Here is a 23,999-nt window from a genome sequence, read left to right on the forward strand (position 1 = left end):
CGGCCTGACTCTTTACGCCGTCCTCCGCGAACTCCAGGCCCTACTCGGCGTCTGGACCGGCGCTTGCCGTCTCTGCCTGCAACCCGTCCTGCCACGCCCACCCACCCCCGCAGACTCGACATAACAAAGTACTACTAGGGACGGGGGCCATCCGTGCGGTTGGTCATAGCTGCTGGAACCAGCGGGCCGTGGCCGTGACACCCGCGACGGCGGAACCGAGGTGGCGCGAGCCCTGATACTCGGGTTCACCGAGCTCGACGATCGGTGCGCGTACGCCATGACGCAGCAGGGAGCTGCGGCAGTGGTCCGTGTTCGCCGTGACCGCCTGCTCGTCGCCCGTCGCGCGGTACAGCCGAAGCGGAGTCCGCGGCGCCCATTCGCAGACGCTGTCCGCCTGCCGTAGGCCCACAGCCATCTGTCCGGTCGGCTTCCGCAGCAGCTCGAAGCCGCGTTCGGTGAGCAACTTGTCCAGGTCGTTGGGCAGCGCGGCGACGATCTCCTCGCCCGGCGTCGAACCGTCGAACAGCTTCTCGACCTTGTCGGCGTACGGCTGCTGGAACACCTCGGACGGGTCCCGGTAGAGATGGAAGAGTCGGTTCCACGCGACGAACAGGTAGCTCGCGTAGACGACGCCGTACGGCTGCTGCACTTCACCGGCCAGCAGCGCTGGGATCTCCGCGTCACGCAGCGCGTAGGCACCGCTGATCGACGCCAGTGCCCCCAGCCTGAACCATGGGTCGGCGCGGCGCTGCAGCTCACGCGCAAGACCGAGTGCCGCGCTCGCACCCTGGGAGAATCCGGTCACCAGTACGTCCCTGTCCAGCGTCCGGTCGGTACGTGCCGTGAACTCCCGTGCCGCCCGCAGCAGGTCGAGCGATGCGGACGCTTCTGTGCGTACGTGCATCCACGGATGGGTGCCGGGTCCCGAGCCGAGCCCCAGGTAGTCCGGCGAAACCGAGGCGAAGCCGGCAGCCCCATAGAGCACGCCGGGCGATGCGGCGAAGCCATCGGGCGTCGAGGGCACGTCCGCGCGGTGCACGGACGTGCCATGGCCGTACGAGACCACGCGCAGCCGCCGGTCACCGATTCGCGGCAGCACCAGCAGACCGCTGGCCGTCGTCGGTCTGCGGGCGGCGTCGACGGTTCGGTAGACGATGCGGTACGTGCGCACGCCGTGCTTCACCATGCTGGAGTCGAAATCAGCCTTGGTGAGGTATCGAGCCGCCTCGCGGGCAGACCAGGTGTGCAGCGGGGTGGCAGACACCAGGTCACCGCGGTCAGGTGTAGCCACCTTGCTCGATGTCGTCGTCCCGGTGTGTGGGCTCGCCGCTGCCGAGCCCACTGGTAGGGCAGCGAGCAGCAGTGCGCATGCGCAAGCGGCGATGCGGGTGCGGGGTCGTCGGGTACGGAGGATTCGCTGTGAGGGCTTCATACCGGCGACGTTAGGGTCGTGGCGGTCCGTCTCCCAGAGGCCTTATGCCCGACTGCAGGTAGGGCCAGCACCACCCGAGAAGTAGTCCTAGAACTCGGCCGGTCTCGCCGATCGGGATGCCGGCGCGGCACAGCGGACAGGTCTCCGATGGCCCGCCGGTCCACGTCGTCGAGGAACAAGAACCGCTCCATCTCCGACCGCGACGGCGGCCCGTCGAACCGGCCGTACGCCGCCACCTGCTCATCACTGAGGAATTCCACCAGCATGGCGGTCAAACCTAGAGAACAGCGCGACACCCAAGACCAGCAGCCTTAGCGGAGAATCCTGTACCGCTGCACCCCAGACCCCAACTCTTAGTCGGTCAAGGGCATGACCTCACCGTACGAACCTGCACTGACAGGCGCGGGAGCTCAGGTGAGCAGCGCCTGACGTGCGCTCGGCCGATGAGTTCCGGGGCCGGGGCGGGTCTCTCTACTCGGGGACGGGAACGCCTTTGCCCAACAAGCACGCGACCGAAGGGACAACCCATGACCGAGGCGCTCTCCGACACAACCACCGTCCCGGCGCCGGCGAATGCCGTGAGGCCCCCGAACCTCCACAGTGGATCCGCGGCCACAGGCGCCGAGGAGCGCCTCCGCGCGACGCGATGAGCCAGGTGACACCGGATCCGAGGCGCTGGTACGGCCTTGCGGTGATCGCGTTGCCCTGCATCCTGTACTCGATGGACCTCGTCGTCCTCTACCTCGCCGCGCCCGCGCTCACGCAGGACCTTCACCCGTCGGGGACTGAGCTGCTCTGGATCACCGACATCTACGGCTTCATGCTTGCGGGCTGGTTGATCCCCATGGGTCGCCTCGGCGACAGGATCGGCCGACGACGGCTGCTCCTGATCGGGGCGGCGGCCTTCGGTGTCGTGTCAATCCTCGCGGCGTTCTCCTCGACACCGGGGATGCTCATCGCCACGCGCGCGCTGCTCGGGATCGCCGCGGCGACCCTCGCACCGTCGACTCTGTCGCTCATCTCGAACATGTTCCTCGATCCGCGCGAGCGGACCACCGCTATCGGCATTTGGGTGATGAGCTTCTCGACGGGCGCGGCGATCGGGCCGCTGGTCGGCGGGGCGCTGCTGGAGGCGTTCTGGTGGGGATCGGTGTTCCTGATCGCCGTGCCGGTGATGGGTTTGTTGCTCATCCTCGGACCGCGACTCATTCCGGAGTTTCGGGACCCTGCGGCCGGCCGGTTCGACGCGGTGAGCGCGGTCATCTGCCTCGTCGCCGTTCTCGCCGTCATCTACGGCCTCAAGGACTTCGCCGAGAACGGTTGGCGCGTTGCGCCGATAATCCCGATCGTCGCGGGTGTCGCGCTCGCGGTCGTGTTTGCTCGGCGCCAGAGGCGCCTGACGGATCCCATGATCGATCTCAAGCTGTTCCGGCGGCCCGCGTTCGTCGCCGCCCTGGGCGTGAACACGCTGTCCTTCATCGTGAACTTCGGGACTTTCCTGCTCATCGCGCAGTATTTGCAGCTCGTTCTCGGCCAGTCACCGCTCGTCGCCGGACTGTGGATGCTGCCCTCAGCGCTCGGGTTCATCGCGGGAGCATTGGTGGTGCCATTGTTGGTTCGCGGTCTCCGGCCGGGGTTCGTCGTCGCGGCCGGACTGGCTGTCGCGGCGGTCGGTCTGACCACGGTCAGTCAGGCCGGCGCCAGCTCAGGGCTCGCCGTCGTCGTGTCCGGGTCAGTGTTGCTGGCCCTCGGCGTGGCGCCGGTGATCACGCTCGCCACGGACCTCGTCGTCGGGACCGTGCCACCCGAGCGCGCTGGCGTCGCCTCTGGGGTGTCCGAGACGGGCAGCGAGCTGGGCGGCGCGCTCGGCATCGCGCTGCTCGGAAGCATCAGCGTCGCGGTCTACCGGGGTGTTCTGCCTGCCTCGCTCGTCGGACTCGATGCCGAGCAGGCCGAGGTAGCCCGCGAAACCCTGGCCGGCGCCGCCGAGACCGCAGCCGATCTCCCCGCCGCAACCGCGCAACCGCTGCTCGCCGCGGCTCGCCACGCCTTCGCCAACGGCCTCGAGATCGCTGCCCTCAGCGGCGCGTTCATCGCGATCGCGGGCGCATGCTTCGCCGCCGTTGCGCTCCGCAGAGCCGGTGTCGCCCCGACGCCGACTGAGGACCCCGCACGCACCGAGGAAGGATTCACTCAGCCATGAGCTCGAACCAGACAGACGAACGCACGATAGCCACGTTGATCGAGCGCTGGGCCGCGGCCGTACGCGGGCAAGAACTGGACGGCGTGCTCACCGACCATGCCGAGGACATCGTCATGTTCGACGTCCCACCACCCACTGACGGAGTCCGAGGCATCGCCGCCTACCGCGACTCCTGGGCACCGTTCTTCGAGCATCAACGCGCCGGCGGCATCTTCGAAATCGTCTCACTCGATGTCACCGCCGGGGTCAATGTCGCCTTCGCCCACGCCCTCCTCCGCTGCGGGACCGCCGATGAGCTGGCCGCGGACCCCGAGAACCGTCTCCGACTCACCGTCGGACTCGAGAAGCGGGGAGGGCAATGGATCGTCGTTCATGAGCATCACTCATATCCATTGCGATGAGCACCGCGATCACGTGACACCGCTACTGAGTCCGCCAGGCCGACCGCATGTCGTGGAATGGGCGCGCACGCCGTCGTTGGCCGCGTACATGCTGCCCGGCCGGGATCTGAGAGCGTGGGGTCTATGACCGCGGATCCCGACAGGCGTAGAGCGCTCCTCGAGCAACTGCCCCGCCGGATCGCCGCGGCCCGCGCCGCGCTCGCCCAGGCACACGCGGATCAGAATCGCGCCAAATCGACGCTCGCGCAGCGGGCCATGGAACGAGGGAATCGAGGTGCTCTCAGCCCCAGGTCAGGCTTCTGACCTGGGGTGATGCGTGGAGCCGCCTGACGGAATCGAACCGTCGACCTATTCATTACGAGTGAATCGCTCTGCCGACTGAGCTAAGGCGGCGTGCCGGATCGGCGGTGTCACAGTCTAACGGTACGGCCGGGCTCGCCGCTTCGGTGGGGGACCTGCCCGTCGCCACTATGATCGACGGGACCCCGTCCGTCCGCAGCCGGAGGTGGCATTCGCCGTGGCGTCGAACGAGCTCACTCTGACGGCGGCGACGGAGCGGATGCGCGAGGGCGCGCTCACCTCGTCCCAGCTCGTGCGCGACTGTCTCGAACGCATCGAGCGCCGGGAGCCCGAGGTCGGGGCGTGGGAGCATCTCGACGCGGTCGGTGCCCGCCGCCAGGCCGTACGCGCCGACGTGAGCGGGCCTGCCGGGCTCCTGCACGGGGTTCCCGTCGCGGTCAAGGACATCATCGACGTCGCCGGGCTGCCCGTCCGGTGCGGGACGCCGATCCGCATCGGCCGGATGGCCACGACCGACGCCACGTGCGTACGGCTGCTCCGCGCGTCCGGCGCGATCGTGCTCGGCAAGACGGTGACGACGGAGTTCGCGTACTTCTCCCCGGGAAAGACACGCAACCCGCACGCGCTCGAGCACACGCCCGGCGGGTCGTCGAGCGGGTCCGCGGCGGCCGTCGCCGACACGATGGTGCCGTGCGCCCTCGGCACGCAGACCGCGGGATCCACCGTCCGGCCCGCGTCGTTCTGCGGCATCGCCGGGTTCGTCCCGACGTACGGCGCACTACCGATCGACGGCACGCAGCATCTCGCGCCGTTGCTCGACCGGCTCGGGCTGCTCGCGCGGACCGTGGACGACCTCGTACCGCTCTACCAGGTGCTCTCCGGCATTGCCCACCCTTCGCCTCTGCGGCCGCCGGCCCGGGTGCTCGTAACCGACGGCAGCGAGCTCGCCGACGTCCACCCCGCGATGCGTGCGACGGTCCGTCGCGTCGCCGACACGCTGACCGGCCTCGGCGTCCCCGTCGCCCCGCTCGACGCCGCCGACCTCATGCGGCGCTGCGCCGCCGCGCAGCAGGTGGTGATGGCGTACGACGCCGCGCGCACCCTGGCCGATGTGGTGGCCGAGCACCGCAGAGAGCTCAGTGCGCCGCTCCTCGAGCTGCTCGACGCGGGTGCGGCGACCCCAGAGGCGAGCTTCCGCGAGGCCCTCGCCACCGCGGACGCGGCCCACGAGGAGCTCGCGCCCACGCTCGGCGCCGACGTCGTGATCCTCGCGCCAGGCGCGGTCGGCCCGGCGCCGCGTGGCATCCGCGCGACCGGCGATCCCGCGATGAGCCGGCCGTGGCACCTGCTCGGGCTGCCCGCCGTCGCCCTGCCGGCCGGAGACGTCGACGGCCTGCCCCTCGGCGTGCAGCTGGTCGGCGCCCGCGACACTGACGGCTCGCTCCTCGCCGCGGCCCGCTGGCTCGCCACGCACCTCCGCTGAGTGCTCAGACGAACGCGCCGGCCACTGTGCCGGCGCCGGCGAGCACGAGCACCCAGGCCCAGACCCGGTCGAGGTCGAGCCAGGCGCTGCGCAGGATGCGCACGCCGACGAACTGGTGCACCACGAGCGCGATCACCGCCGCGACGACGACCATGGCGACTGTGTGGACGAGCGCCGCCGTGACGCCGTCGACCACCGCGGTCCCGAACCCGAGACCGCCCTCGTCCCGCCCGCGAAGCAGGACGGGCAGCAGCATCAGACCGGCGCCGTGCACCGACGCCATGAGGAACGACCAGCTCGCCAGCTGGAACGGGTTCAGCCGCATGCCCACCCACCGGAAGTGCCGCTTGGACAGCACCAGCCACATCCCGTAACCCACGAGCAGGACGCCGCCGCCGATGGCGACGACCCGCGTGGTGAACGCCGACGCACCGACCAGCACCGCGATCGAGACGACGGCGATCGACACCAGGTGGCCGGCGCCCACCGGGACGAGCGAGCGGATCACAGCGGACCTGCGCCGCTCCTGCAGGCCGATCGCGACCGCGAAGAGCCAGCCCATCGCGGGGTTCAGGCCGTGGAACGAGCCCAGCCCCACGAGCTCCAGGTAGGTCCGCGCGTCCACCTGGTCACGGGTAGCAGTACGAGTCGGACGACGCGTCGCCGCCCTGCAGCCTGGTCTGGTGGACCCGCAGGCCGCGGAAGTCGTCGCCGTGCGGGAAGAACCGCCCGTCGGGGACGAGGCCGCCCAGCTCGGTGTCGACGTCGAGCTTCGCCACCCAGGCGCCGACACCATCGGGGTAGAACTGGTCGTCCCACGCGCCGTACAGCGAGTTGCTCACGTAGACGCGCTTGCCGTCGCGGCTCACCTCGACCATCTGCGGACCACCCGCGAGCGGCAGGTCGGGTGCCGCGGGATGAGCCGTCCTGCGCACGACACCGCCGAGGTGGACGGATCCCACCTTGCGCGGCTCGAACGGGTCGCTCACGTCGTACTGCAGCAGCTCGCCGGTCCCCCACGCCGAGACGTACAGGAACCGGTCGTCGACCGAGAGATCGATGTCGGTGACGAGCGGCGGGACGGCGCCGAACGGCTGGAGCGCCGGCGGCAGGTCGTCGGTCTCCGCGGGCTCGGCCGGGATGTCGATGACCCGCTTGACGGCGAACTCCTTGCCGTCCTTGTACCATAGCCAGACCGACGCGGAGAGGTCCTCGACGCTGACGACGACACCGACGAACCCGTACTGCTTCGTCGGGTCGTGCGCGGGACGCAGCTCCAGCGGCATCTGGTACTGGTCACCGAGGTCGACGGTCTGCACGTTGCGCCGCCTGCGCAGGTCCCAGAAGTGCAGCCGGTGTCCGTACTTCCGGTTCAGCAGCAGCTCGGGGACGATGCCGTCCTCGATCATGGACGGCGTGCCCCACTCGCTCGTGACGGCGACGTCGTGGGCGATGTGCCACCACAGGTCGTACGCGAGGTACTGGTCACCGCGGTCGACCTCCCACCGGCCGAGCACCTCGAACGAGTTGTGGTCGAGGATTGCCACGCCGCCAGGGCCCTCGTTGCCGTCGGCGCCGCCGAGTGCGGAGACGTACAGCCCCTCGGGCCCGCAGTGCACGGTGTGCGGGCGGGAGTAGCCGGCCCGCTTGGCCAGCTCCTCGGGCTCCAGCGTCTTGACGATCGTCGGCGCGCGGGGGTCGCCCTTGATGTCGATGATGTAGATGCGTGACGACCGCAGGCCGGGCACGACCAGGTAGCGGCGTTCGACGTGCGGGTGCGGCGCGTACGGGCACAGCGCACTGCTGCACGCGTTCCAGCCGAAGTGGTGCAGCTCGTCGCTGACGTTGGGCAGGTCGGTCCACCCGACCACCTGCCCGTACCGGTCGGACGCCTCGTCGGTGTCGAGCACCGCGATCGCGTCGGGCCGGTCGGCCGAGCGGGAGAACGCCGCCACGTAGGCGAGGGTCTCCGGCGGAGCCTCGGCCGCATCACGCGGCGACGGGTAGAACGTGGGGTCGGGCTTGAGGAAGGGCACAGTTCACTTTCACACGACAGCAAGATCAATTCAATGGTTATCCTACTGAGTCAGTAGGATTTGACGGGAGTAAGAGTGATCCGGTGCTCGACCTCGGCCTCCACCGCGGCCCTGGTGTAGAGCAGCGGGAAGGCGCCGTCGTGCGCCCACGCATCGGCGAGGTCGTCGTAGTGGGCGCTGTCCGGCCGACCCGACTGGCCGGGCGCGTTCATCACCACCGAGCGGTCCCACTCGCCCACGTCGATCACCATCCGGAACGTCGCGCCGGCCGTCTGGGTGAACGTCGTGTCGTACGCGGTGTGCCCGACGGTGTCAGCACTGCCGCCGCGAGCCAGCGGCGGGAGGACAGCCTTGTCCCGCGGCACCGTACGGAGGAGTGCCGCCAGCGGGTGGGCGGGTGCGGCCACGTGCAGGCGTCCCCACGCCCACCCGGCTGGATCGGTGCCGAGAAGTGCCTCGACGTCGGTCACCGCGTCGCGCAGCGTCGGACCGGCGACATCCTCGAACGCCGGACGCTCGACCAGGTCGAGGTCGACGCGCGCGTCCGCGTGCTGCGAGTCGTCCCCCGGGATGCACCTGCGCAGCGCGTCGTCGAGGCGATCGGCGGGGACGAGCGGCTCGAGCGCCCTGCGCAGCAGGGCGGGACGCAGGTGCCTGCGGTACCAGACCTCGAACAGCGCGGCCGCCGCTGAGTCGGGGCGCAGGTCGGCGTCCCAGTCGAGTAGCAGCGCGCGGGCCCGCGCCGCGGACGGGTCGTCGACCGGCACGCCGCGCAGGCGCTCGACGATGCGCCGTGCCGGCAGGCTGACGTAGTCGGTCTGCAGCCGCACCATGTCGTCGACCGTTACCCCGGTCGCCGTGGCGAGCACCTCGTCGATGCGCCGATGCCGGAACGGCGGGTACCAGTCGACCGTGATCGTCCGCTCCGGCGGGAAGTCGGGCGGCAGGTTCTCGTCGTTCGCCGTCGCGATCCAGCCGCGGGCGGGGTCGGACTCCTCCGGCAGCTGGTCCATGTCGTAGAAGCCGGCCCACTCGTAACGGCCGTCGCCTGGCACCGGCAGCGCGCCGTCCCAGTTGGGTCTGATCGGCGTGAGTCCGGCCGCCTTCCAGCCGATCGCGCCGCCGGTGTCGGCGTAGATCTGGTTCTCCGGCGGCGCGCCCCACCGGTTCATCGCCGCGACGAACCCGTCCCAGCTCGTGGCGCTCAAGGAGTCCATGCTGCCGAGGTACGGCGCCATGCCCTGCTCGAGCCATGCGGCGCGGACGGCGAACGCGGTGCCGCGGTCGGCGTCCGCGTGGATCACCGGACCGTGCCTGGTGAACACGAGCTCGACGTCCACGGGCGCGGCGTCTCTGATCGGGACGCTCTCGCGGACGACGCGCATCGGCTCCCAGCGGCCGTCGTACCGGTACGCCCGCGAGTCGTCGGGACAGGTCTCGTAGACGTAGAGGTCCTCCTGGTCGATCGGGTGGATCGTCACGCCGAACGCCGCGTGCCCGTTGTGGCCGATGGAGATGCCGGGAAGGGCGGGTTCACCACCGCCGATGACGTCGAGGCCGGGTGCCGACAGGTGGGCCAGGTAGCGCAGCGACGGCAGCGACACCGCGCGGTGCGGGTCGTTCGCGAGCATCGGACGTCCCGTCGCGGTGCGCGCGGCCGACAGCACCCAGCTGTTGCTGCCCTCGGGCGACTCGGCGGGGAACATCGGCGGCAGCGTGGCGAGGTCGTACACGCGGAGCACGTCGCCGGGGATGGCGTCGAGGTCGAGCCCTTCGGGGACGACGAGGTCGCCCGCGGGCTCCCAGTGGCGACACAGCTCCTCCACCTCGGGACCGAAGTCACGGAGCACCAGCGCCCGCGCCACCTCGTGCCGCAGGTTGCGGAACAGGCCGTGGCTGCGGATGCGTGCGACGTCCTCGGGTGACCAGAGCGCCGGCTCGTACGCGAGGTCGCGGAACTCGGGCGGCAGCAGCGCCGGGTCGTCGCGGGTCAGCCGGACGTAGGCGTTGACGCCGGCGACGAAGGCGGTGCACACGCGCTTGGTGTCGGACCCGTACGCGAGCCACTCGCCGTGCATGTCGCCGCGGTAGAGGAACAGCCGCGCCGCCCTGTCGTGCTCGACGTACGCCGCGCCGAACGCATCGGCGAGCAGACCGAGGCCGCGCCGGCGCCAGAAGTCGAGCTGCCACAGTCGGTCGCGGGCAGCGTTGAAGCCCTGCACGAGGAACGCGTCGTACCGCGACGACGCGTAGACGTGCGGGACACCCCAGCGGTCGACGAGGATCTCGGCGGGACCGGTCAGGCCGGGGACCTCGTACGACTCAGCCATCGGGGATGCCGCGACGTCAGGCCGCACGCAGGGAGAGCGTGAGCGCCTCGACGGCGAGGAGCGGGTTGACGTTGAGGTCGATGCGTTCGCGACACAGCACGATCGCCTCGAGGCGGCGGAGGGTGGCCGCCTGGGTGGACGACTCGGCGACGGTGCGCAGGTCGTCGTGGATCTCCTCGTTGCACAGCTCGACCCGCGCGCCGACCTGCAGGATCAGGACGTCGCGGTAGAACGACGCGAGGTCGAGGAGCGCGCGGTCGAGGCTGTCGCGCTTGACGCGGGTGGCGCGCGACTTCTGATGGCGCTCGAGATCGTTCAGTGCGCCCTTGGTGCCGCGGGGCATCGCCCGGCCCTCGGTGCCCTCCCCCAGGGCGCGGCGCAGCGCCGCGGTCTCGGGGGCGTCGAGCTCGCCGGAGGTCGTCGAGGCGTCGACCTGCGCGTCGTCGACGAGCCCGGCCGCGGCCGCGAAGCTGCTGCCGATGCCCTGCACCCGCAGCGGTACGCCGAGCACGGCGGACCGGCGGGAGCGGGAGCGCTCGTCGGTCGCGAGCCGGCGGGCGCGTCCGACGTGCCCCTGCGCGGCGCGGGCGGCGAACGCGGCCATCTCGGGCTCGACGCCGTCCCTGCGGGTGAGCACCTCGGCGACGGCCTCGGTGGGCGGGGTGCGCAGGGTCACCAGGCGGCACCTCGACCGGATCGTCACGACGAGGTCGTCGGGAGCCGGGGTGCAGAGCAGCCAGACCGTGCGCCTGGGGGGTTCCTCGATGGCCTTGAGCAGCGCGTTGGCCGCCTGCTCGGTCATGCGGTCGGCGTCCTCGAACAGGACGATCTGCCAGCGGCGCCCGGACGGCGACATCGCGGCGCGGTGAACGAGCTGGCGCGCCTCGGCCACCGAGAACGACAGGCCCTCCGGCCGGACGACCTGGACGTCGGCGTGGGTGCCGGTGAGCACCGTGTGGCAGGAGTCGCACTCGCCGCAGCCCGACCACTCGCACTGCAGCGCCGCGGCGAACGCCCGCGCGGCCGTCGACCTGCCGGACCCCGGCGGGCCGGTGAACAGCCAGGCGTGCGTCATGCCGCGCCCGTCGGCGCCACCGAGCACCTCCACCGCTGCCGTCGCGGTGGCCCGGAGCTCGGCGACGGCGGACTCCTGACCCACGAGGTCGTCGAACACGCTGCCCACGGCGTCAGCGTAACCGGCGCCGCCGTCACCCCCGCGATGTGTCGGGGCTCAGCCCTTGATGCCGGTCTGGGCGACGCCCTGGACGAGCCAGCGCTGCAGGAACGCGAAGACCAGGACGAGCGGCAGGATCGACACGGCGGCCGCGAGGCAGAGCTGGCTGATGTTGATCGTCTGCGCGGTGAGGAACGTCGACAGCACGACCTGCACCGTCCAGGACGACTCCTCCTGGCCGATGACCAGCGGCCAGAGGAAGGCGTTCCAGCTGCCGATGAACGTGATCACCGCGATGGCCGCCACGAAGTTCAGTGAGTTGGGGATGACGATCCGCCAGAACGCCCCCCAGTAGCCGAGGCCGTCGACGCGGGCCGACTCCTCGAGCTCCCTGGGGAAGCTGAGGAAGTACTGCCGGAAGAGGAACGTCGCGAACGCGCTGAACAGCCCCGGCACGATGAGGCCGCGCAGCGAGCTCACCCAGCCGAGCGACGACACCAGCACGAACGTCGGCACGAACGTCACCGCGCTCGGGATCATCAGCGTCGCGAGCACCATGTAGAAGATCTTGTTTGCGTGCCGGAATGGTATCCGCGCGAGGCCGTACCCCGCCAGCGCGGCGAAGAACAGCTGGCCGACCGTCTGGACGACGCCGATGATCGCGGAGTTCTTCAACCCCGTGAGCAACGGGATCTCGCCACCGAACAACGCGGTGACGTTCTCCCAGTGCAGGTCGGTCGGGAAGAGCTGCCACTCGGGCGCGGTGATGTCGCGGTCGGTCGACAGGCCGTTGCGGACGATCAGGTAGAAGGGGACGAGGAACAGCACGAGGGCGACCACGAGCGCCGAGTACCTCGCCACCCCCGCGGCGACCGCGCCCGAGCGCGACCGTCCGGTCACTCCGCCGGTCTCCGCCGTCATCGCGCCCACCTCACCGTTCCGCGTCCGGGGTGCGCCCGAGCCCGAGCACCCTGCCCTGGAGCAGGCTGATCAGCACGATCAGCAGCCCGAGCATCAGCGCGCCGGCACTGCCGTGGCCGAAGTCCTGCACGTCGCCGAGCGCGGTGTAGTACAGGTAGACCAGCGGCGGCCGCGCGAACGGCACGTTGCCGAGCAGGTTGTAGAACTCGTCGAACGCCTGGTACGCCGCGATCAGGTTCAGCAGCAGCACCGCCACCGACGTCGTTCGGATCTGCGGCAGCGTGATGTTCCAGAACGTCTGCCAGCCGGGCTTCGCGCCGTCGACGTACGCCGCCTCGTACAGCTCGCGCGGGATGCGCTGCAGCGCGGCGAGGAACAGGATCATGTAGAAGCCCGACTGCAGCCACAGCCGCGCGGTGAGGATCGGCAGCCAGTACAGCGGCGGGTCGACGGTGGCGAGCCACGCGACGGGCTCCTGGCCGAACCAGCCGAGCACGGTGTTCGCGAGCCCGAACCGCACCCCGTTGAAGATCGAGAGCTTCCACACCAGGCACGCGACGACGTACGAGCACGCCGTCGGCAGGAAGAACACCGACCGGAAGAACCCGCGCAGGAACCGGGCCCGGTGGAGCAGCAGCGCGAGCGCGAGCGACAGCGCGAACGTGCCCGGCACGATGAACAGCGCGAACAGGCTGAACGTGACGAGCGACGAGATGAAGTTGCCGTTCGTCAGCATGTCGACGTAGTTGCGCACGCCGACGAACTCGGTCGGGGTCACGGTGTTCTGCGCCTCGAAGAAGCTCAGGACCGCGCTCCACACCAGCGGCACGTAGGTGAAGACGAGCAGCCCGATCAGGAACGGCCCGACGAAGATCCAGAACCACAGGGTGTTGCCGCGGATGCCCTTGCCGCGCACCCGCGACGGCGCGGGCGGAGGGGTGACAGGCTGTGGCTTGGCGGCGATCTGACTCATGACGCCGCCGTCAGCCCGCGAGTTCCTTACGCACCTTGGCGGCCACCTTCGTCATCTCGGTCTGCGGCTTCGTGCCCTTGCGGACGATCCTGTTGACCGCGTCGTTGAAGGCGGTACGCATGGTCGGGGTCCACGCGGGGAAGTCGGCGATGCCCCGCTCGGAGTTGAGCCGCACGGCCTCGGCCGCGGGCCCGCTCTGCAGCTTCTCGGCCTTCTCGGCGAGGCTCTTGCGCGGCGGGATATGGAACCCGTAGCTGAGGCACCAGTCCTCCTGGAAGTCGGTCTTGTCGACCCACAGCCACTTGAGGTACGCCTTGGCCGCGTCGACGTCCTTGGCCTTGGCGGAGACGAACGCCGTCCAGCCGCCCGAGTAGACGCTGGCCTTTCCCTCATCGTCCAGTGCCGGGAACGGGAGCACGCCGAAGTCGTCGCCGAACGCCTTCTGCACCGCCGGCATCGCCCACAGGCCGAGCCACTGCATCGCCACGAGCTCCTGGGTGAACGCGGACGGGTCGGTCCAGTCGGTGGGGTTGCCGACCAGCAGGCTCTTGTCGACGTACATCTGCCGCAACGCCGACAGCGCCTTCGCCGTGCGCGCGTTGGCGAGGTCGGGCTCCGGCCGGTCTCCCTCGGTCAGCAGGTCGTGCCCGGCCGCCACCAGAGCCACCTGGCCGAGTGGCAACCCTGGGTCATTGCCGGCGAACAGGCCCTTGCGCTTGTCCCTGGTCAGGGCCTTCGCCGCGGCGACGAGCTTGTCGACGGTGTCCGGCGGCTCGATGCCCGCCTTGCTCAGCAGGCTCTTGCGGTAGTAGATCAGCTGCGGGTCGTCGATCATCCTGATGCCGTACAGCTTGCCCTCGTACGTGTTCGTCGCCAGGTCGATCTCGTTGAAGTCGTCCTTGACGTCCGCGACGACGTCGTCGAGTGCGACGACCTGCTTCGCCTTCGCCAGGCTCTGGTTGAACTGGTACTCGAAGACGTCGGGACCGTCGCTCGACAGCAGGCCGGACGACAGCTTCTTGGCATAGTCGCCCGGCACCCACTGCACCGAGACGCTCGCGTCCTTGTACGCCTTCGCGTAGCGCTTCGCCGCCTGCTGCGTGCCCGCCTCGCCGTACTGGTGGTACCACTGCGAGAGGCCGGTGGTGTCCTCCTGGGGCCGCCCGGTGTTGCTGCCACAGGCCGCGAGCGCGCCGAGCGCCGCGAGCCCACCCGCTCCACGGAGGACGTCACGTCGGCTGGGGCCGGGGAGGGAGTGCTGCGCCGTCATCGGATGCCTCCAGGGGTTGGTCGTACAACGTTGTACAGACCCATGGGAGATTTCTAGGCAACGCGAACGGTCAAGTCAAGGGCTACGACGCCTCGGGCCGCACCAACCACGGGGTCAGGCGTGCCTCCACGCGCTTCAGCAGCGTGTAGAGGGCGAAGCCGACGGCCATCAGCAGGACGACGGGGACCAGCGACTCCGCCATGTCGAAGCGCCGGGAGAACCGCAGGATCAACGACCCGAGACCGGTGACGGCCGTCGAGAACTCCGCGACCACGACCGCGATGAGCGCCCGGCCGACGGCGAGCCGCAGGCCCGTGACGATGTACGGGAGCGCGCCGGGGATGAGGACGTCGCGCCACGCCTGCAGCTCGGTCGAGCAGTACGACCTGGCGAGCTCGTCGAGGTCGCGCGGGACGCTGCGCACGCCGGTGGCGGCGTTGAGCGCCACCGGGAAGAACGCGAACATCGCGACGATGACCACCTTGGCCTGCAGGCCGAAGCCCAGGGCCACGATGAGCACCGGGATCACCGCGACGAGCGGGGTCGCGTAGAGCGCGGAGATGTACGGGTCGAGGACGACATCGACGGAACGGAACCGGCCGACCAGGATGCCGACGAGCAGGCCCACCGCCGTGCCGCAGCCGATGCCGAGGACGAAGACGAGCATGCTCGACGACGCCGCGGACAGCAGCTCACCGCGCGCGACGAGGTCGACCGCGGCGACCGCGACCTCGGCGGGCCCGACGATCAGCGGGCTCTCGGAGAACCACGAGAAGACCTGCCAGACGACCGGGATGAGCAACAGCCCTGCCCACCACAGCAGGCGTCGCTGGGTCGCGCTCTCGGCGCGGCGGCGCGGTCGTACCGCGACCTGCTGCGTCATGAGCCGCCCTCCAAAGTGAGCATCGCAGCGAGGACGGAGCCCGCACGCCCGATGCTGAGCGCGCCTGAGCGAGGAGCGGAGCGGAGGAGGGCGGCGGGAGGCACAGTCATGGTCCCGCCTGCCAGGGCGAGAGCCGGCGCTGGAACCACTTGAGGAGGCCCGCGACCGCGATCCCGGTGACGGCGAGCACCACCACAGGCCCGAGCGCGGCGGCGATGTCGAACTGGTTGGAGTACTTGATGATCAGGTAGCCGAAGCCGCTGGCGCCCGCGTAGAAGTCGGCGAGCACGGCGCCGACGAGCGCGTGGACGAGACCGAGCCGGAGTCCGGTCATGACCGCGGGCAGCGCGCCGGGGACGATGACGTCGCGCCAGACCGTCCACTCCCTGGCGCAGTACGACCGCGCGAGCTCGAAGAGGTCGGCGTCGACCGTGCGGACGCCCACCGTGGTGTTGATGAGCACGGGCAGCACCGTGAACAGGAAGACGATGATGACCTTCGCCGTGGTGTTGAAGCCGACGATCACCAGGATGAACGGGATCAGTGCGACGAGCGGCGTGGTGTACAGGATGTTGACCGGCGCCTCGGTCAGCCAGTAGAGGCGACGGAACCTTCCGACGAGCAACCCCATCGGCACGCCCACGAGCACGCCGAACCCCGCGCCGATGCCGAGGATGTGGGCCGTCGGCTTCAGGAAGGCGAGGAACTCGCCCGCGCGTACCGACTCGGCGATGCCGGCGCCGATCTTGTCCGGCGTCGCGAGGAACAGCCTGCTCGTCGTGTTCGCGAGGACGTACCACGCGACGAGGAGCAGGGCGGCGAAGCAGATCCGCAGGGTCCACAGCCGGCGCCTCGACATGCGCCGGTCAGTCACCCGAGATCCCCCCGGCCGCGTGCTCGGGAGCGGGCTCCTGGCGCAGCAGCGACCACATCCGCGCCCTCAGCTCGGTGAACCTCGGGTCGAGCCTGATCCGCGGAGCGTCGCGCGGGCGCTCGAACGGGATGGCGATGTCGTCGACGATCCGGCCGGGCCCCGCCTGCATCACGATGACCCGGTCGGACAGCACGATCGCCTCGTCGATGGCGTGCGTGACGAACAGGACGGTCTTGCGGTCGGTGTGCCAGATGCGCAGCAGCTCCTCCTGCATCTGCTCGCGCGTCTGCGCGTCGAGCGCGCCGAACGGCTCGTCCATCAGCAGCAGCGCGGGGTCGATGGCAAGGGCCCTGGCCAGACCCACGCGCTGCTGCATGCCACCGGAGAGCTGGTACGGATACTTCTTCTCCCAGCCCTCGAGGCCGACCATCGCGATGTAGCGCCCGACCTGCTCGCGCGCGGCCTTCCTGCCGCCACCGCGCAGCCGCACGCCGTACGCGACGTTGTCCTCGACGGTGCGCCACGGCAGCAGCCGGAAGTTCTGGAACACCACGGCCATGTTCGGGCGCGGACCCGTCACCTCCTCGTCGCTGACCCGCAACGAGCCCGCAGTGGGGTCTTCGAGCCCGGCGACCAGGCGCAGCAGCGTGGTCTTGCCGCAACCGCTCGGGCCGAGGATCGACACGAACTCGTCGTCGGCGACGTCGAGGTGCAGGTCGTCGAAGACCCGCAGGGCCCCGAAGTGCTTCGCGAGCCCGTCGATCGCCACACTCGCCACTGTTCGCGGCTCCTCAGCTCTGCTGGTCGACGAGCTTCTTCGCGTCGTCGAAGATGGTGCCGTCGACGAGGTCGTCGTACGACGGCTTCTCGCCTTCGTCGAGCGTGCCCAGCTCCACCTGCTGGTCGGCGGTGTAGTCGACCATCTTCCGCGGGTACCCGTTGTCGGTCGGCCACATCTCGTCCTCGATGAACGTGTCGTACGTGGTCGAGAGGATCTTGCGGTCGAGCTCGGTGACCTCGACCGCCGTGTCGAGCACCTTCGCCTTGTTGGCCGTGTCGCGCATGAACGCGTTGGCCTTGATGTTGGCCGCGGTGAACGCGACCATCTCGTCGCGCTTGTCGTCGAGGATCTTCTGCGGCGCGGCGTAGCCGGCGTAGTGCCAGTCGGGGTCGGTGTCCCACAGGTTGACGAGCGGCCGGAGCTTCGCCTTGGGGAACTGCTGCATGACGCCCTTGGCCTCGTCGATGTGCAGGATTCCCGACACGGCCTGCCCCTGCGCCATCGCCTGCCCCTCGGCGCCGGGGAAGTTGCCGTACTTGAGGTCGGACTGCCTCAGCCCGCAGGAGCTGTAGTACTTCCTGGTCAGCACCTCGGCGAACCCGCCGACCTCGTCGACGCCGACGACCTTGCCGCGCAGATCCGCGCACTTCTTGATGTCGGGCGAGACGACGAGCTGCGCGTCGAGCTTCGGCGAGTAGGTGTAGAAGCCCTTCGCCGTGCCACCCTTCGCCACCGCGTTGATGAGCGTGGGCGTCGGCACGGCGGCGATGTCGGCCGAGCCGGCCTCGGCGCCGCGCAAGGCCGTGACACCGGTGTCGAGGCTGACGATCTCGACGTCGAGGCCGAAGTCCTCGTAGAAGCCCTGCTCCTGCGCGACCCACACCATCACGTGCACGAAGTTCGGCGGGATGACGGGCATGCTCACCTTGATCGGCTCGAGCTCACCGCCGCCGTCGTCGCCACCCCCCGAGCACGCCGAGACGAGGGCGAGCAGCCCGGCCGCCACCAGGGCCACCCCTCGGTGCCGCCGCCACCACGTCCTGCCGGATCCGTCGCCTGCGTCCATCGGATGCCTCTTTGCAATCGATTGCTATGTGACGGTAGTCGACGCCGCCGGAGACCGTCAAGTGTCAGTGGTCCGAAAGCTGGACCGTCATCCAGTCCGCCGTCTTCTGCCGGTGCCTGGCCGCGACGTTCATGCAGCCGTGGTTGCCGTCGTCGAGCAGCAGCAACGTCGTCTGGCCGGCCGCCTCGCTCGCGAGACGCTCGGCGTCGCGGTACGGGATCAGCCGGTCGAGCCTGCCGGTCACGACGAGCAGAGGGCAGCGGATCGACGCCGTGCGCCCGTCCAGGCTCAGCGTGTGCGCCACCCCGCGCGCCTCGTCGTCGTCCGCCGACCACGACCGCACCCGGAACGCGTCACGCGTCAGCGCCGGCAGCTGGTCCCAGCAGGCGCCGAAGTCGTACGGACCCGCGAGGGCGACGCACGCCCGTACGCGCGGGTCGCCGCTCGCGATCCGCGGCGCGTAGTAGCCACCGAGGCTCACGCCCCACACACCGATGCGCGACGCGTCGACCCCGTCGAGCGCGGAGACGGCGTCGAGGATCACGGCACCGGGGACCTCCCAGTCCCCCTGGATGGGCAGGTCGTACTCGGCCTCACCCTGGCCGGGTCCGTCGACGCTGAACGTGCCGAGGCCGCGCTCGAGGAACAGCGCCTCCGTCGACCTGAACTCCTCCTTGGCGGAGTCGAGGCCGGGCACCATGACCACCAACGGATGCGGCCCGTCACCCGCCGGCAGTCGCAGGATCCCCACCAGCGTCGATCCGCGGTAGGGGATCTCGACGCGCCGGCCCGGCGGGTCGAGATGCGGCAGCGCGAGGTCGAGGCAGCGCACCGCGGAGGCGTGGGCGACGCGCATCTGGTCGACGTCGTGCACGTAGAGGTACTTGGCGAAGTGGAAGTAGACGGCGGCCTGCGCGTAGTGCTGGCCCGCCGACCGCAGCCGCTCCTCCGCGAGCGCCTCGGCGGCGATCTCCTCGTGCTCGGCCGCCACCGCGGACCACGAGGAGCACCAGTCGTCCCAGGTCTCCAGCGCCTTCGTGACCCGTTCGAAGTCGCTGACCGCCACGCCGTTCGTGGTGAACCGGGGTGCCCAGTTCGCGATCGCCGACGCGACGCGTTCGTCCATGAATGACCTCCACCACTTGCAATCGAGTGCATAGTTTCCGATGATCGTTCCTGTGTCAACGACGACAACACGGGTCGGCGGACCACCGCCGCCGTTCAGCGCGGAGGAGCTGCGCGACCGCCGGAGACGCCTGAGCGAGGCGGCGGCCGCGCAGGGCGCCGACGTCGTCGTCGCGTACGGCGCGAACCGCGCGGGCAGCTCCGTCGGCTGGCTCACGACCTGGCCGGTCACCAGAGAGGCCGTCGTCCTGCTCGATCCCGACGGGTCGGCGCGGCTGTTCGTCGGCTTCCCCAACCACGTACCGGACGCGCGGCGGACCGTCGAGGCCGCGGGTCTCGGCGATGAGGTGGGCGTGCTCGACGACGACACCGCGGCCGTCGTGGCCGACGCGCTGAACCACGGTGGACCACGGCGGAGGATCGGCGTGATCGGCCCGGCACCGGGCCCCGTCCGCGCCGCTCTCGCGTCACGCGGCACGGACGTCGTCGGGCTCGACGCGGCGTACACCCGCCTGCGCACGACCAAGTCGGTGGAGGAGCTGGCGTGGCTGGAGCACGCCGCCGCGCTGACCGACCTGGCCGCCGGCGCGCTGCTCGACGCCGCGGGCGAGGGCGCGAGCGAGCGCGAGATGGTCGCCGCCGCGGAGCGCTCGTACCGGCCGGCGGGCGGCACGCACCACATCTGCTACGTGACGACGACGCCGATGGCGGCGCCCGACCGGTGCGTCCCCGCCCAATGGCCGGGCGACCGCAGGGCCGAGCCGGGCTCGGTCGTCGTGTTCGAGCTGAGCGCGGGCTGGGGCGCGGACTACCCCGCCCAGCTGCTGCGCACCGCCACCGTCGCCTCTCCGCCGACGCCCCTGTACGCCCACCTGCACTGGGCGGCCGCAACGATCCTCGACGACCTGCTCGCCCGCATCCGTCCCGGCGTGCGGCCCGCCGACCTGCTCGACGTCCTCGACCCGTTGCGCGCGGAGGGGCTCACCCTCGTCGACGACCTCGTGCACGGCCTCGGCGGCGGCTACCTCCCGCCGGTGCTGAGCGGCCGTACGTCGCGGCCCACGGGCCTGCACGCCGAGCCGCTGTGCGCCGGCATGACGATCGTCGTCCAACCGAACGTGTGCACGGCCGACCTGTCGGCCGGGGTGCAGACCGGCGAGATGGTCGTCGTCACCGAGGACGGCTGCCGGTCGCTGCACGCGTTCCGGCCCGGGCTCCTGCGGGTCCCGCGGTGAAGGGCGTCGGAAGCGGCGGCGGCCCGGGAGCACAGGAGCTCGACGAGCGCCGCGGAGGTGGGAGCCGCGATGTGACAGGAGGTCGCGTGAACGTCACCGCGGCTGCCGCCGGAGCAGAGCGAGGAGGCGGGCGCGCATGAGCACAGAGGCGCGGAAGGGCCGCCGCAAGGCGGCCGCATACGATGCGGGCGTGCGACGACCGACTCTACGCGACGTGGCGACCCGTGCCGGGGTGCACCCGGCGACAGCGTCACGCGCTCTCAACCCCGCGACCCGGCACCTGGTCAACGACGAGACGGCCGACCGCGTCGACGGGATCGCGCAGTCGCTGGGCTACCGACCCAACCCCATCGCGCGGAGCCTCAAGACCGCCAGGTCCGCGAGCGTGGGCCTGCTCATCCCCGACCTGACCAACCCGCTGTTCCCACCCATCGTGCGCGGCATCGAGGACTTCCTCTCCCACGTGGGCTACAACGCCTGGATCGTCAACACCGACAACGACGCCGAGCGCGAGGCCGCCGCCGTCGACTCGCTGCGCGACCGCAACGTCGAGGGGTTCGTGTTCGCCACCGCCCGGCTCGACCACCGGCTGCTCGAAGATCTCGCGGCGGCCGACACCCCCATGGTGCTCGTCAACCGGCGCGTGGCGAAGACCGACATCCCGTCCGTCACAGCCGACGATGCCGCCGGGGTCGCGCTGGCGATGCGCCACCTCGCGGAGCTCGGGCACCGCACGATCGCCCACCTGGCGGGGCCACAGGACACCTCGACCGGCGTCAACCGGCTCCGCGCGTTCCGCCAGGCGCTCGACGACCACGACCTGCCGAACGTGCCCGAGCGCATCGCCGTCTGCGACGCGTGGACGGAGACGGCGGGCGCCGACGGCCTGCGGCGACTCCTCGACGCGACCGACGACTTCACGGCGATCCTCGCCGGCAACGACCTGATCGCGCTCGGCTGCTACGACGTCTTCGCCGAGCGCGGCATGCGCATCCCACAGCACGTCTCCATCGTCGGGTTCAACGACATCCCGGTGATGGACAAGCTCCAACCGGCGCTCACCACCGTCCGCATCCCGCAGTACGACATCGGTGCCGAGGCCGCGCGGCTGCTGCTCGACGAGCTCGAGCAGCCGAGCCGGCACCCGCGCTCGGTGCTGCTCCCCCTCAGCCTCGTCGTGCGCCGCTCCACCGCCGCCCCCACCCGCAGCTAGGTCCACGTTGATCACGTCAACGTGATCAACAGGGACTTCACCTCGTGCCGGGACGAGGTGCAGTCCACGTTCACGAGGTGAGGTGCCTACGAGGCGAGCTCGCTCACCAGGCGGTCGGCGTTGCCGCCCAGGATGAGGGCGCGCTGCTCGTCGTCGAGGCCGGGGATCGCCTCGACCGTGGCCACCGGGTCGGGGTCGCCCATCTCGAACGGGTAGTCGCTGCCGAGCAGGACGTGGTCGGCGCCGACGATGTCGACGAGCACCGCCAGCAGCGCCGGGTCGTGGAGCACCGTGTCGAAGTAGAGGCGCCTGAGCCACTCGCTCGGCGGCCGGGTCAGGTGCGCCGCGGTGTGCTTCGGCACCGCCGCGAAACCGCGGTCGAGACGTCCCGACTGGTACGGCAGGAAGCCGCCTCCGTGGACGACGCAGACACGGAGGGCGGGAAAGCGTTCGAGCACGCCGCCGAAGACCAGATGCGCCACGGCGATCGTGCTCTCGGCCGGGTTGCCGACGAGGTTGCGCAGGAAGTACCGGGGCAGCGAGCGTCCGGCGAGCGACTCGTACGGGTGGACGAGTACGAGGCAGCCGAGCTCCTCGGCCGTGCGCCAGAACGGCGTGAGCTCGGGATCGTCGAGCTCGCGGCCGTCGACGGTCGTCGCGATCTCGACACCGACCATGCCGAGGACCTCGACGGCGTGCCTGAGCTCGTCGCTCGCGTGCGACCCCGACTGCAACGGCGCGGTGCCGAGCGCGAGGAACCGCTCCGGGTGCAGCGCGGCGGTCTCGGCGAGCAGCTCGTTGAACATCCGCGCGTAGCGCGCACCCTCCGGCACGGGTAGGGCGTACGCCGTCAGGTCGATCCAGCTCGACAGGATCTGGGTGTGGACGCCGGCGCGGTCCATCGCGGCGATCCGGGCGTCGACGTCCTCGAAGTCCGCGCGCAGCGGGCCCGCGTCGACCCGGCCCGCGATCCGCGCCGTGCGCGTGCCGTCGCGGGTGACGATCTCGATGCCGTAGCGGTCTCCGTCTCGTCGCAGCGCCTCCACGAGACCCACCGGCATGCAGTGGGCATGTACGTCGGTCGTCGCCCTGTGCATGCCAGTGGAACTCGGACGCCCTCTCGACGTCACGACCGCGCCTCCGCCATGCGTGCGGCGAGCCCGTCGTCGGGCTCGAGGATCGAGACCCCGCCGGTCACCCGGTCGGACACGTAGACGCGGAGGTCCTCGTCGACGAACAGGTCGTTGGACTGGACGGCCTCCTGGCCGGACGGCGTGTCGGGCACCCAGTGCGCGACCTCCTCGGGGGCCGACGGATCCGCGAGGTCGTACACCCGTACTCCGGCGTTGAAGTACGTGGCGAGGACGATCCGCTCGCTGCGGTAGCTGCCCGGCCGGTTCTCGTGCAGGTTGTGCGGACCGAAGCGCAGACCGCGCTCACAGAAGTCGCCCTCGGGCGTCGGGCAGACGCCGACGACGCGAGGGGCCTGCTCGTCACTCACGTCGACGACGCGGATGTGGTGGGGCTCCGCTGCACACCTGTCGACCACCACCTCGTCGGTGACGACTACGAGGTCGCGGCCCGGCAGCGGCAGCACGGTGTGCGTGTCACCGCCCGGCGACCAGTTCAGCCGGGAGACCTCCTTGGGCGCTGTCGGGTCGGCGATGTCGAGGATCACCATGCCGGCGTCGCCGTATCCGAGGTACGCGCGGTCACCTGACACGAGCGCATGGTGCGCCGCGTAGCGCTTGCCCGCGGGGGAGTCGGGCACCTCGCCGCCGCCCGCCCAGGTGCCTGGCCACCACCACCGCCCGGCCTCGACCGGCCGCTCCGGGTCGCGCATGTCGACCACGACCCAGATGCGGTCGTCGAAGCCCTCGGGGATCGCCGACACGTACGCGTGGTCGCCGCCCGTCCAGACGATGCGGTGCACGCCCTGCCCGGTCGACCTGAAGTAGCCGACCGGGCGCGGGTAGAACGGATCCTCGAGTGAGTACACGGCCATGCCCGCGGCGTACGGGTCGCCGCCGCGGAACCGTTCGTGGTTCACCAGCAGCAGGCCGTCGGCGACCTGCACCTTGTGCGAGTGGCTGCCGGTCGGCGCCGGCCACTGCTCGACGAGGACGGGCGCGGTCGGGTCGGTCACGTCGAGCACCGACGTGCCCATGCCGCTCGGCCCGAAGTGGCCGACGTACAGGGCGTCGCCCGCGCGCATGACCTGCATGCCGTCGCCGTATCCGCCGAGGTCGCTGTGCCCGACGGTACGCAGACCGCGGGCGTCGGCGGTTCCCGTCACCCG

20 protein-coding genes and 1 tRNA gene are annotated in these 23,999 nt (G+C 70.7%); 5 read left to right on the forward strand and 16 right to left on the reverse strand.

Annotated elements, in window-relative coordinates:
- Positions 1 to 163: 163 nt before the first annotated feature.
- A complete protein-coding gene (locus GEV10_05890; protein MQA77999.1) occupies positions 164 to 1,432 on the reverse strand; it encodes a lipase in 1,269 nt (422 codons plus the stop codon).
- Positions 1,433 to 2,078: 646 nt separating this feature from the next.
- Between GEV10_05890 and GEV10_05895 the strand changes: the two genes are divergently transcribed.
- A complete protein-coding gene (locus GEV10_05895) occupies positions 2,079 to 3,635 on the forward strand; it encodes an MFS transporter (GenBank protein MQA78000.1) in 1,557 nt (518 codons plus the stop codon).
- Positions 3,632 to 4,036, forward strand: coding sequence for a DUF4440 domain-containing protein (locus tag GEV10_05900; GenBank protein ID MQA78001.1), 405 nt, complete (start codon positions 3,632 to 3,634; stop codon positions 4,034 to 4,036). The genes GEV10_05895 and GEV10_05900 overlap by 4 nt, the downstream gene beginning before the upstream one ends.
- 317 nt (positions 4,037 to 4,353) lie before the next feature.
- On the opposite strand, the gene GEV10_05905 is transcribed toward GEV10_05900, so the two are convergent.
- Positions 4,354 to 4,429 (reverse strand) — tRNA-Thr (locus tag GEV10_05905).
- A 166-nt stretch (positions 4,430 to 4,595) separates the two neighbouring features.
- On the opposite strand from GEV10_05905, the gene GEV10_05910 reads away from it, so the two are divergent.
- Positions 4,596 to 5,819 (forward strand): amidase, encoded by a 1,224-nt coding sequence (locus GEV10_05910; GenBank protein ID MQA78002.1) that lies wholly within the window; start codon positions 4,596 to 4,598, stop codon positions 5,817 to 5,819.
- Positions 5,820 to 5,823: 4 nt separating this feature from the next.
- Here the strand turns inward: GEV10_05910 and GEV10_05915 are convergent, their stop codons facing one another.
- From GEV10_05915 to GEV10_05970, 12 genes are all read right to left on the reverse strand, one after another.
- A complete protein-coding gene (locus GEV10_05915) occupies positions 5,824 to 6,444 on the reverse strand; it encodes a hypothetical protein (GenBank protein ID MQA78003.1) in 621 nt (206 codons plus the stop codon).
- A gap of 4 nt (positions 6,445 to 6,448) precedes the next feature.
- Positions 6,449 to 7,855, reverse strand: coding sequence for a selenium-binding protein (locus GEV10_05920; GenBank protein ID MQA78004.1), 1,407 nt, complete (start codon positions 7,853 to 7,855; stop codon positions 6,449 to 6,451).
- 50 nt (positions 7,856 to 7,905) lie between these two features.
- The gene (locus GEV10_05925; GenBank protein ID MQA78005.1) at positions 7,906 to 10,185 is read right to left on the reverse strand and encodes a penicillin acylase family protein; all 2,280 of its coding nucleotides are present in this window, start codon (positions 10,183 to 10,185) and stop codon (positions 7,906 to 7,908) included.
- Positions 10,186 to 10,201: 16 nt separating this feature from the next.
- Positions 10,202 to 11,359, reverse strand: coding sequence for a DNA polymerase III subunit delta' (locus tag GEV10_05930; protein MQA78006.1), 1,158 nt, complete (start codon positions 11,357 to 11,359; stop codon positions 10,202 to 10,204).
- A gap of 57 nt (positions 11,360 to 11,416) precedes the next feature.
- Positions 11,417 to 12,280 (reverse strand): ABC transporter permease subunit, encoded by an 864-nt coding sequence (locus GEV10_05935; protein ID MQA78007.1) that lies wholly within the window; start codon positions 12,278 to 12,280, stop codon positions 11,417 to 11,419.
- Positions 12,281 to 12,290: 10 nt separating this feature from the next.
- A complete protein-coding gene (locus tag GEV10_05940) occupies positions 12,291 to 13,253 on the reverse strand; it encodes an ABC transporter permease subunit (GenBank protein MQA78008.1) in 963 nt (320 codons plus the stop codon).
- A gap of 10 nt (positions 13,254 to 13,263) precedes the next feature.
- Positions 13,264 to 14,523, reverse strand: a complete 1,260-nt coding sequence (locus GEV10_05945; GenBank protein MQA78009.1) for an extracellular solute-binding protein — start codon at positions 14,521 to 14,523, stop codon at positions 13,264 to 13,266.
- 82 nt (positions 14,524 to 14,605) lie between these two features.
- Positions 14,606 to 15,406, reverse strand: coding sequence for an ABC transporter permease subunit (locus GEV10_05950; GenBank protein MQA78010.1), 801 nt, complete (start codon positions 15,404 to 15,406; stop codon positions 14,606 to 14,608).
- Between the two features lie 106 nt (positions 15,407 to 15,512).
- Positions 15,513 to 16,280 carry an ABC transporter permease subunit gene (locus GEV10_05955; protein ID MQA78011.1) on the reverse strand — a complete coding sequence of 256 codons (768 nt, stop codon included), beginning with the start codon at positions 16,278 to 16,280 and terminating at the stop codon, positions 15,513 to 15,515.
- Positions 16,273 to 17,058, reverse strand: a complete 786-nt coding sequence (locus GEV10_05960) for an ATP-binding cassette domain-containing protein (protein ID MQA78012.1) — start codon at positions 17,056 to 17,058, stop codon at positions 16,273 to 16,275. Before GEV10_05960 ends, GEV10_05955 begins: the two co-directional genes overlap by 8 nt.
- Before the next feature lie 13 nt (positions 17,059 to 17,071).
- On the reverse strand, positions 17,072 to 18,127 hold the full coding sequence (locus GEV10_05965) for a hypothetical protein (GenBank protein MQA78013.1): 1,056 nt from the start codon (positions 18,125 to 18,127) through the stop codon (positions 17,072 to 17,074).
- 64 nt (positions 18,128 to 18,191) lie between these two features.
- Positions 18,192 to 19,253, reverse strand: coding sequence for an alpha/beta hydrolase (locus tag GEV10_05970; GenBank protein MQA78014.1), 1,062 nt, complete (start codon positions 19,251 to 19,253; stop codon positions 18,192 to 18,194).
- Between the two features lie 40 nt (positions 19,254 to 19,293).
- Here GEV10_05970 and GEV10_05975 point away from each other — a divergent pair, with 40 nt between their 5' ends.
- On the forward strand, positions 19,294 to 20,487 hold the full coding sequence (locus tag GEV10_05975) for a M24 family metallopeptidase (protein ID MQA78015.1): 1,194 nt from the start codon (positions 19,294 to 19,296) through the stop codon (positions 20,485 to 20,487).
- Between the two features lie 136 nt (positions 20,488 to 20,623).
- Positions 20,624 to 21,700, forward strand: coding sequence for a substrate-binding domain-containing protein (locus GEV10_05980; GenBank protein ID MQA78016.1), 1,077 nt, complete (start codon positions 20,624 to 20,626; stop codon positions 21,698 to 21,700).
- Between the two features lie 86 nt (positions 21,701 to 21,786).
- Here the strand turns inward: GEV10_05980 and GEV10_05985 are convergent, their stop codons facing one another.
- Complete coding sequence (locus GEV10_05985; GenBank protein ID MQA78017.1) at positions 21,787 to 22,797, reverse strand: amidohydrolase family protein; 1,011 nt, start codon at positions 22,795 to 22,797, stop codon at positions 21,787 to 21,789.
- 29 nt (positions 22,798 to 22,826) lie between these two features.
- Positions 22,827 to 23,996, reverse strand: a complete 1,170-nt coding sequence (locus tag GEV10_05990; protein MQA78018.1) for a hypothetical protein — start codon at positions 23,994 to 23,996, stop codon at positions 22,827 to 22,829.
- Positions 23,997 to 23,999 lie beyond the last annotated feature (3 nt).

This window comes from Streptosporangiales bacterium, assembly GCA_009379955.1.
GTDB lineage: Bacteria > Actinomycetota > Actinomycetes > Streptosporangiales > WHST01 > WHST01.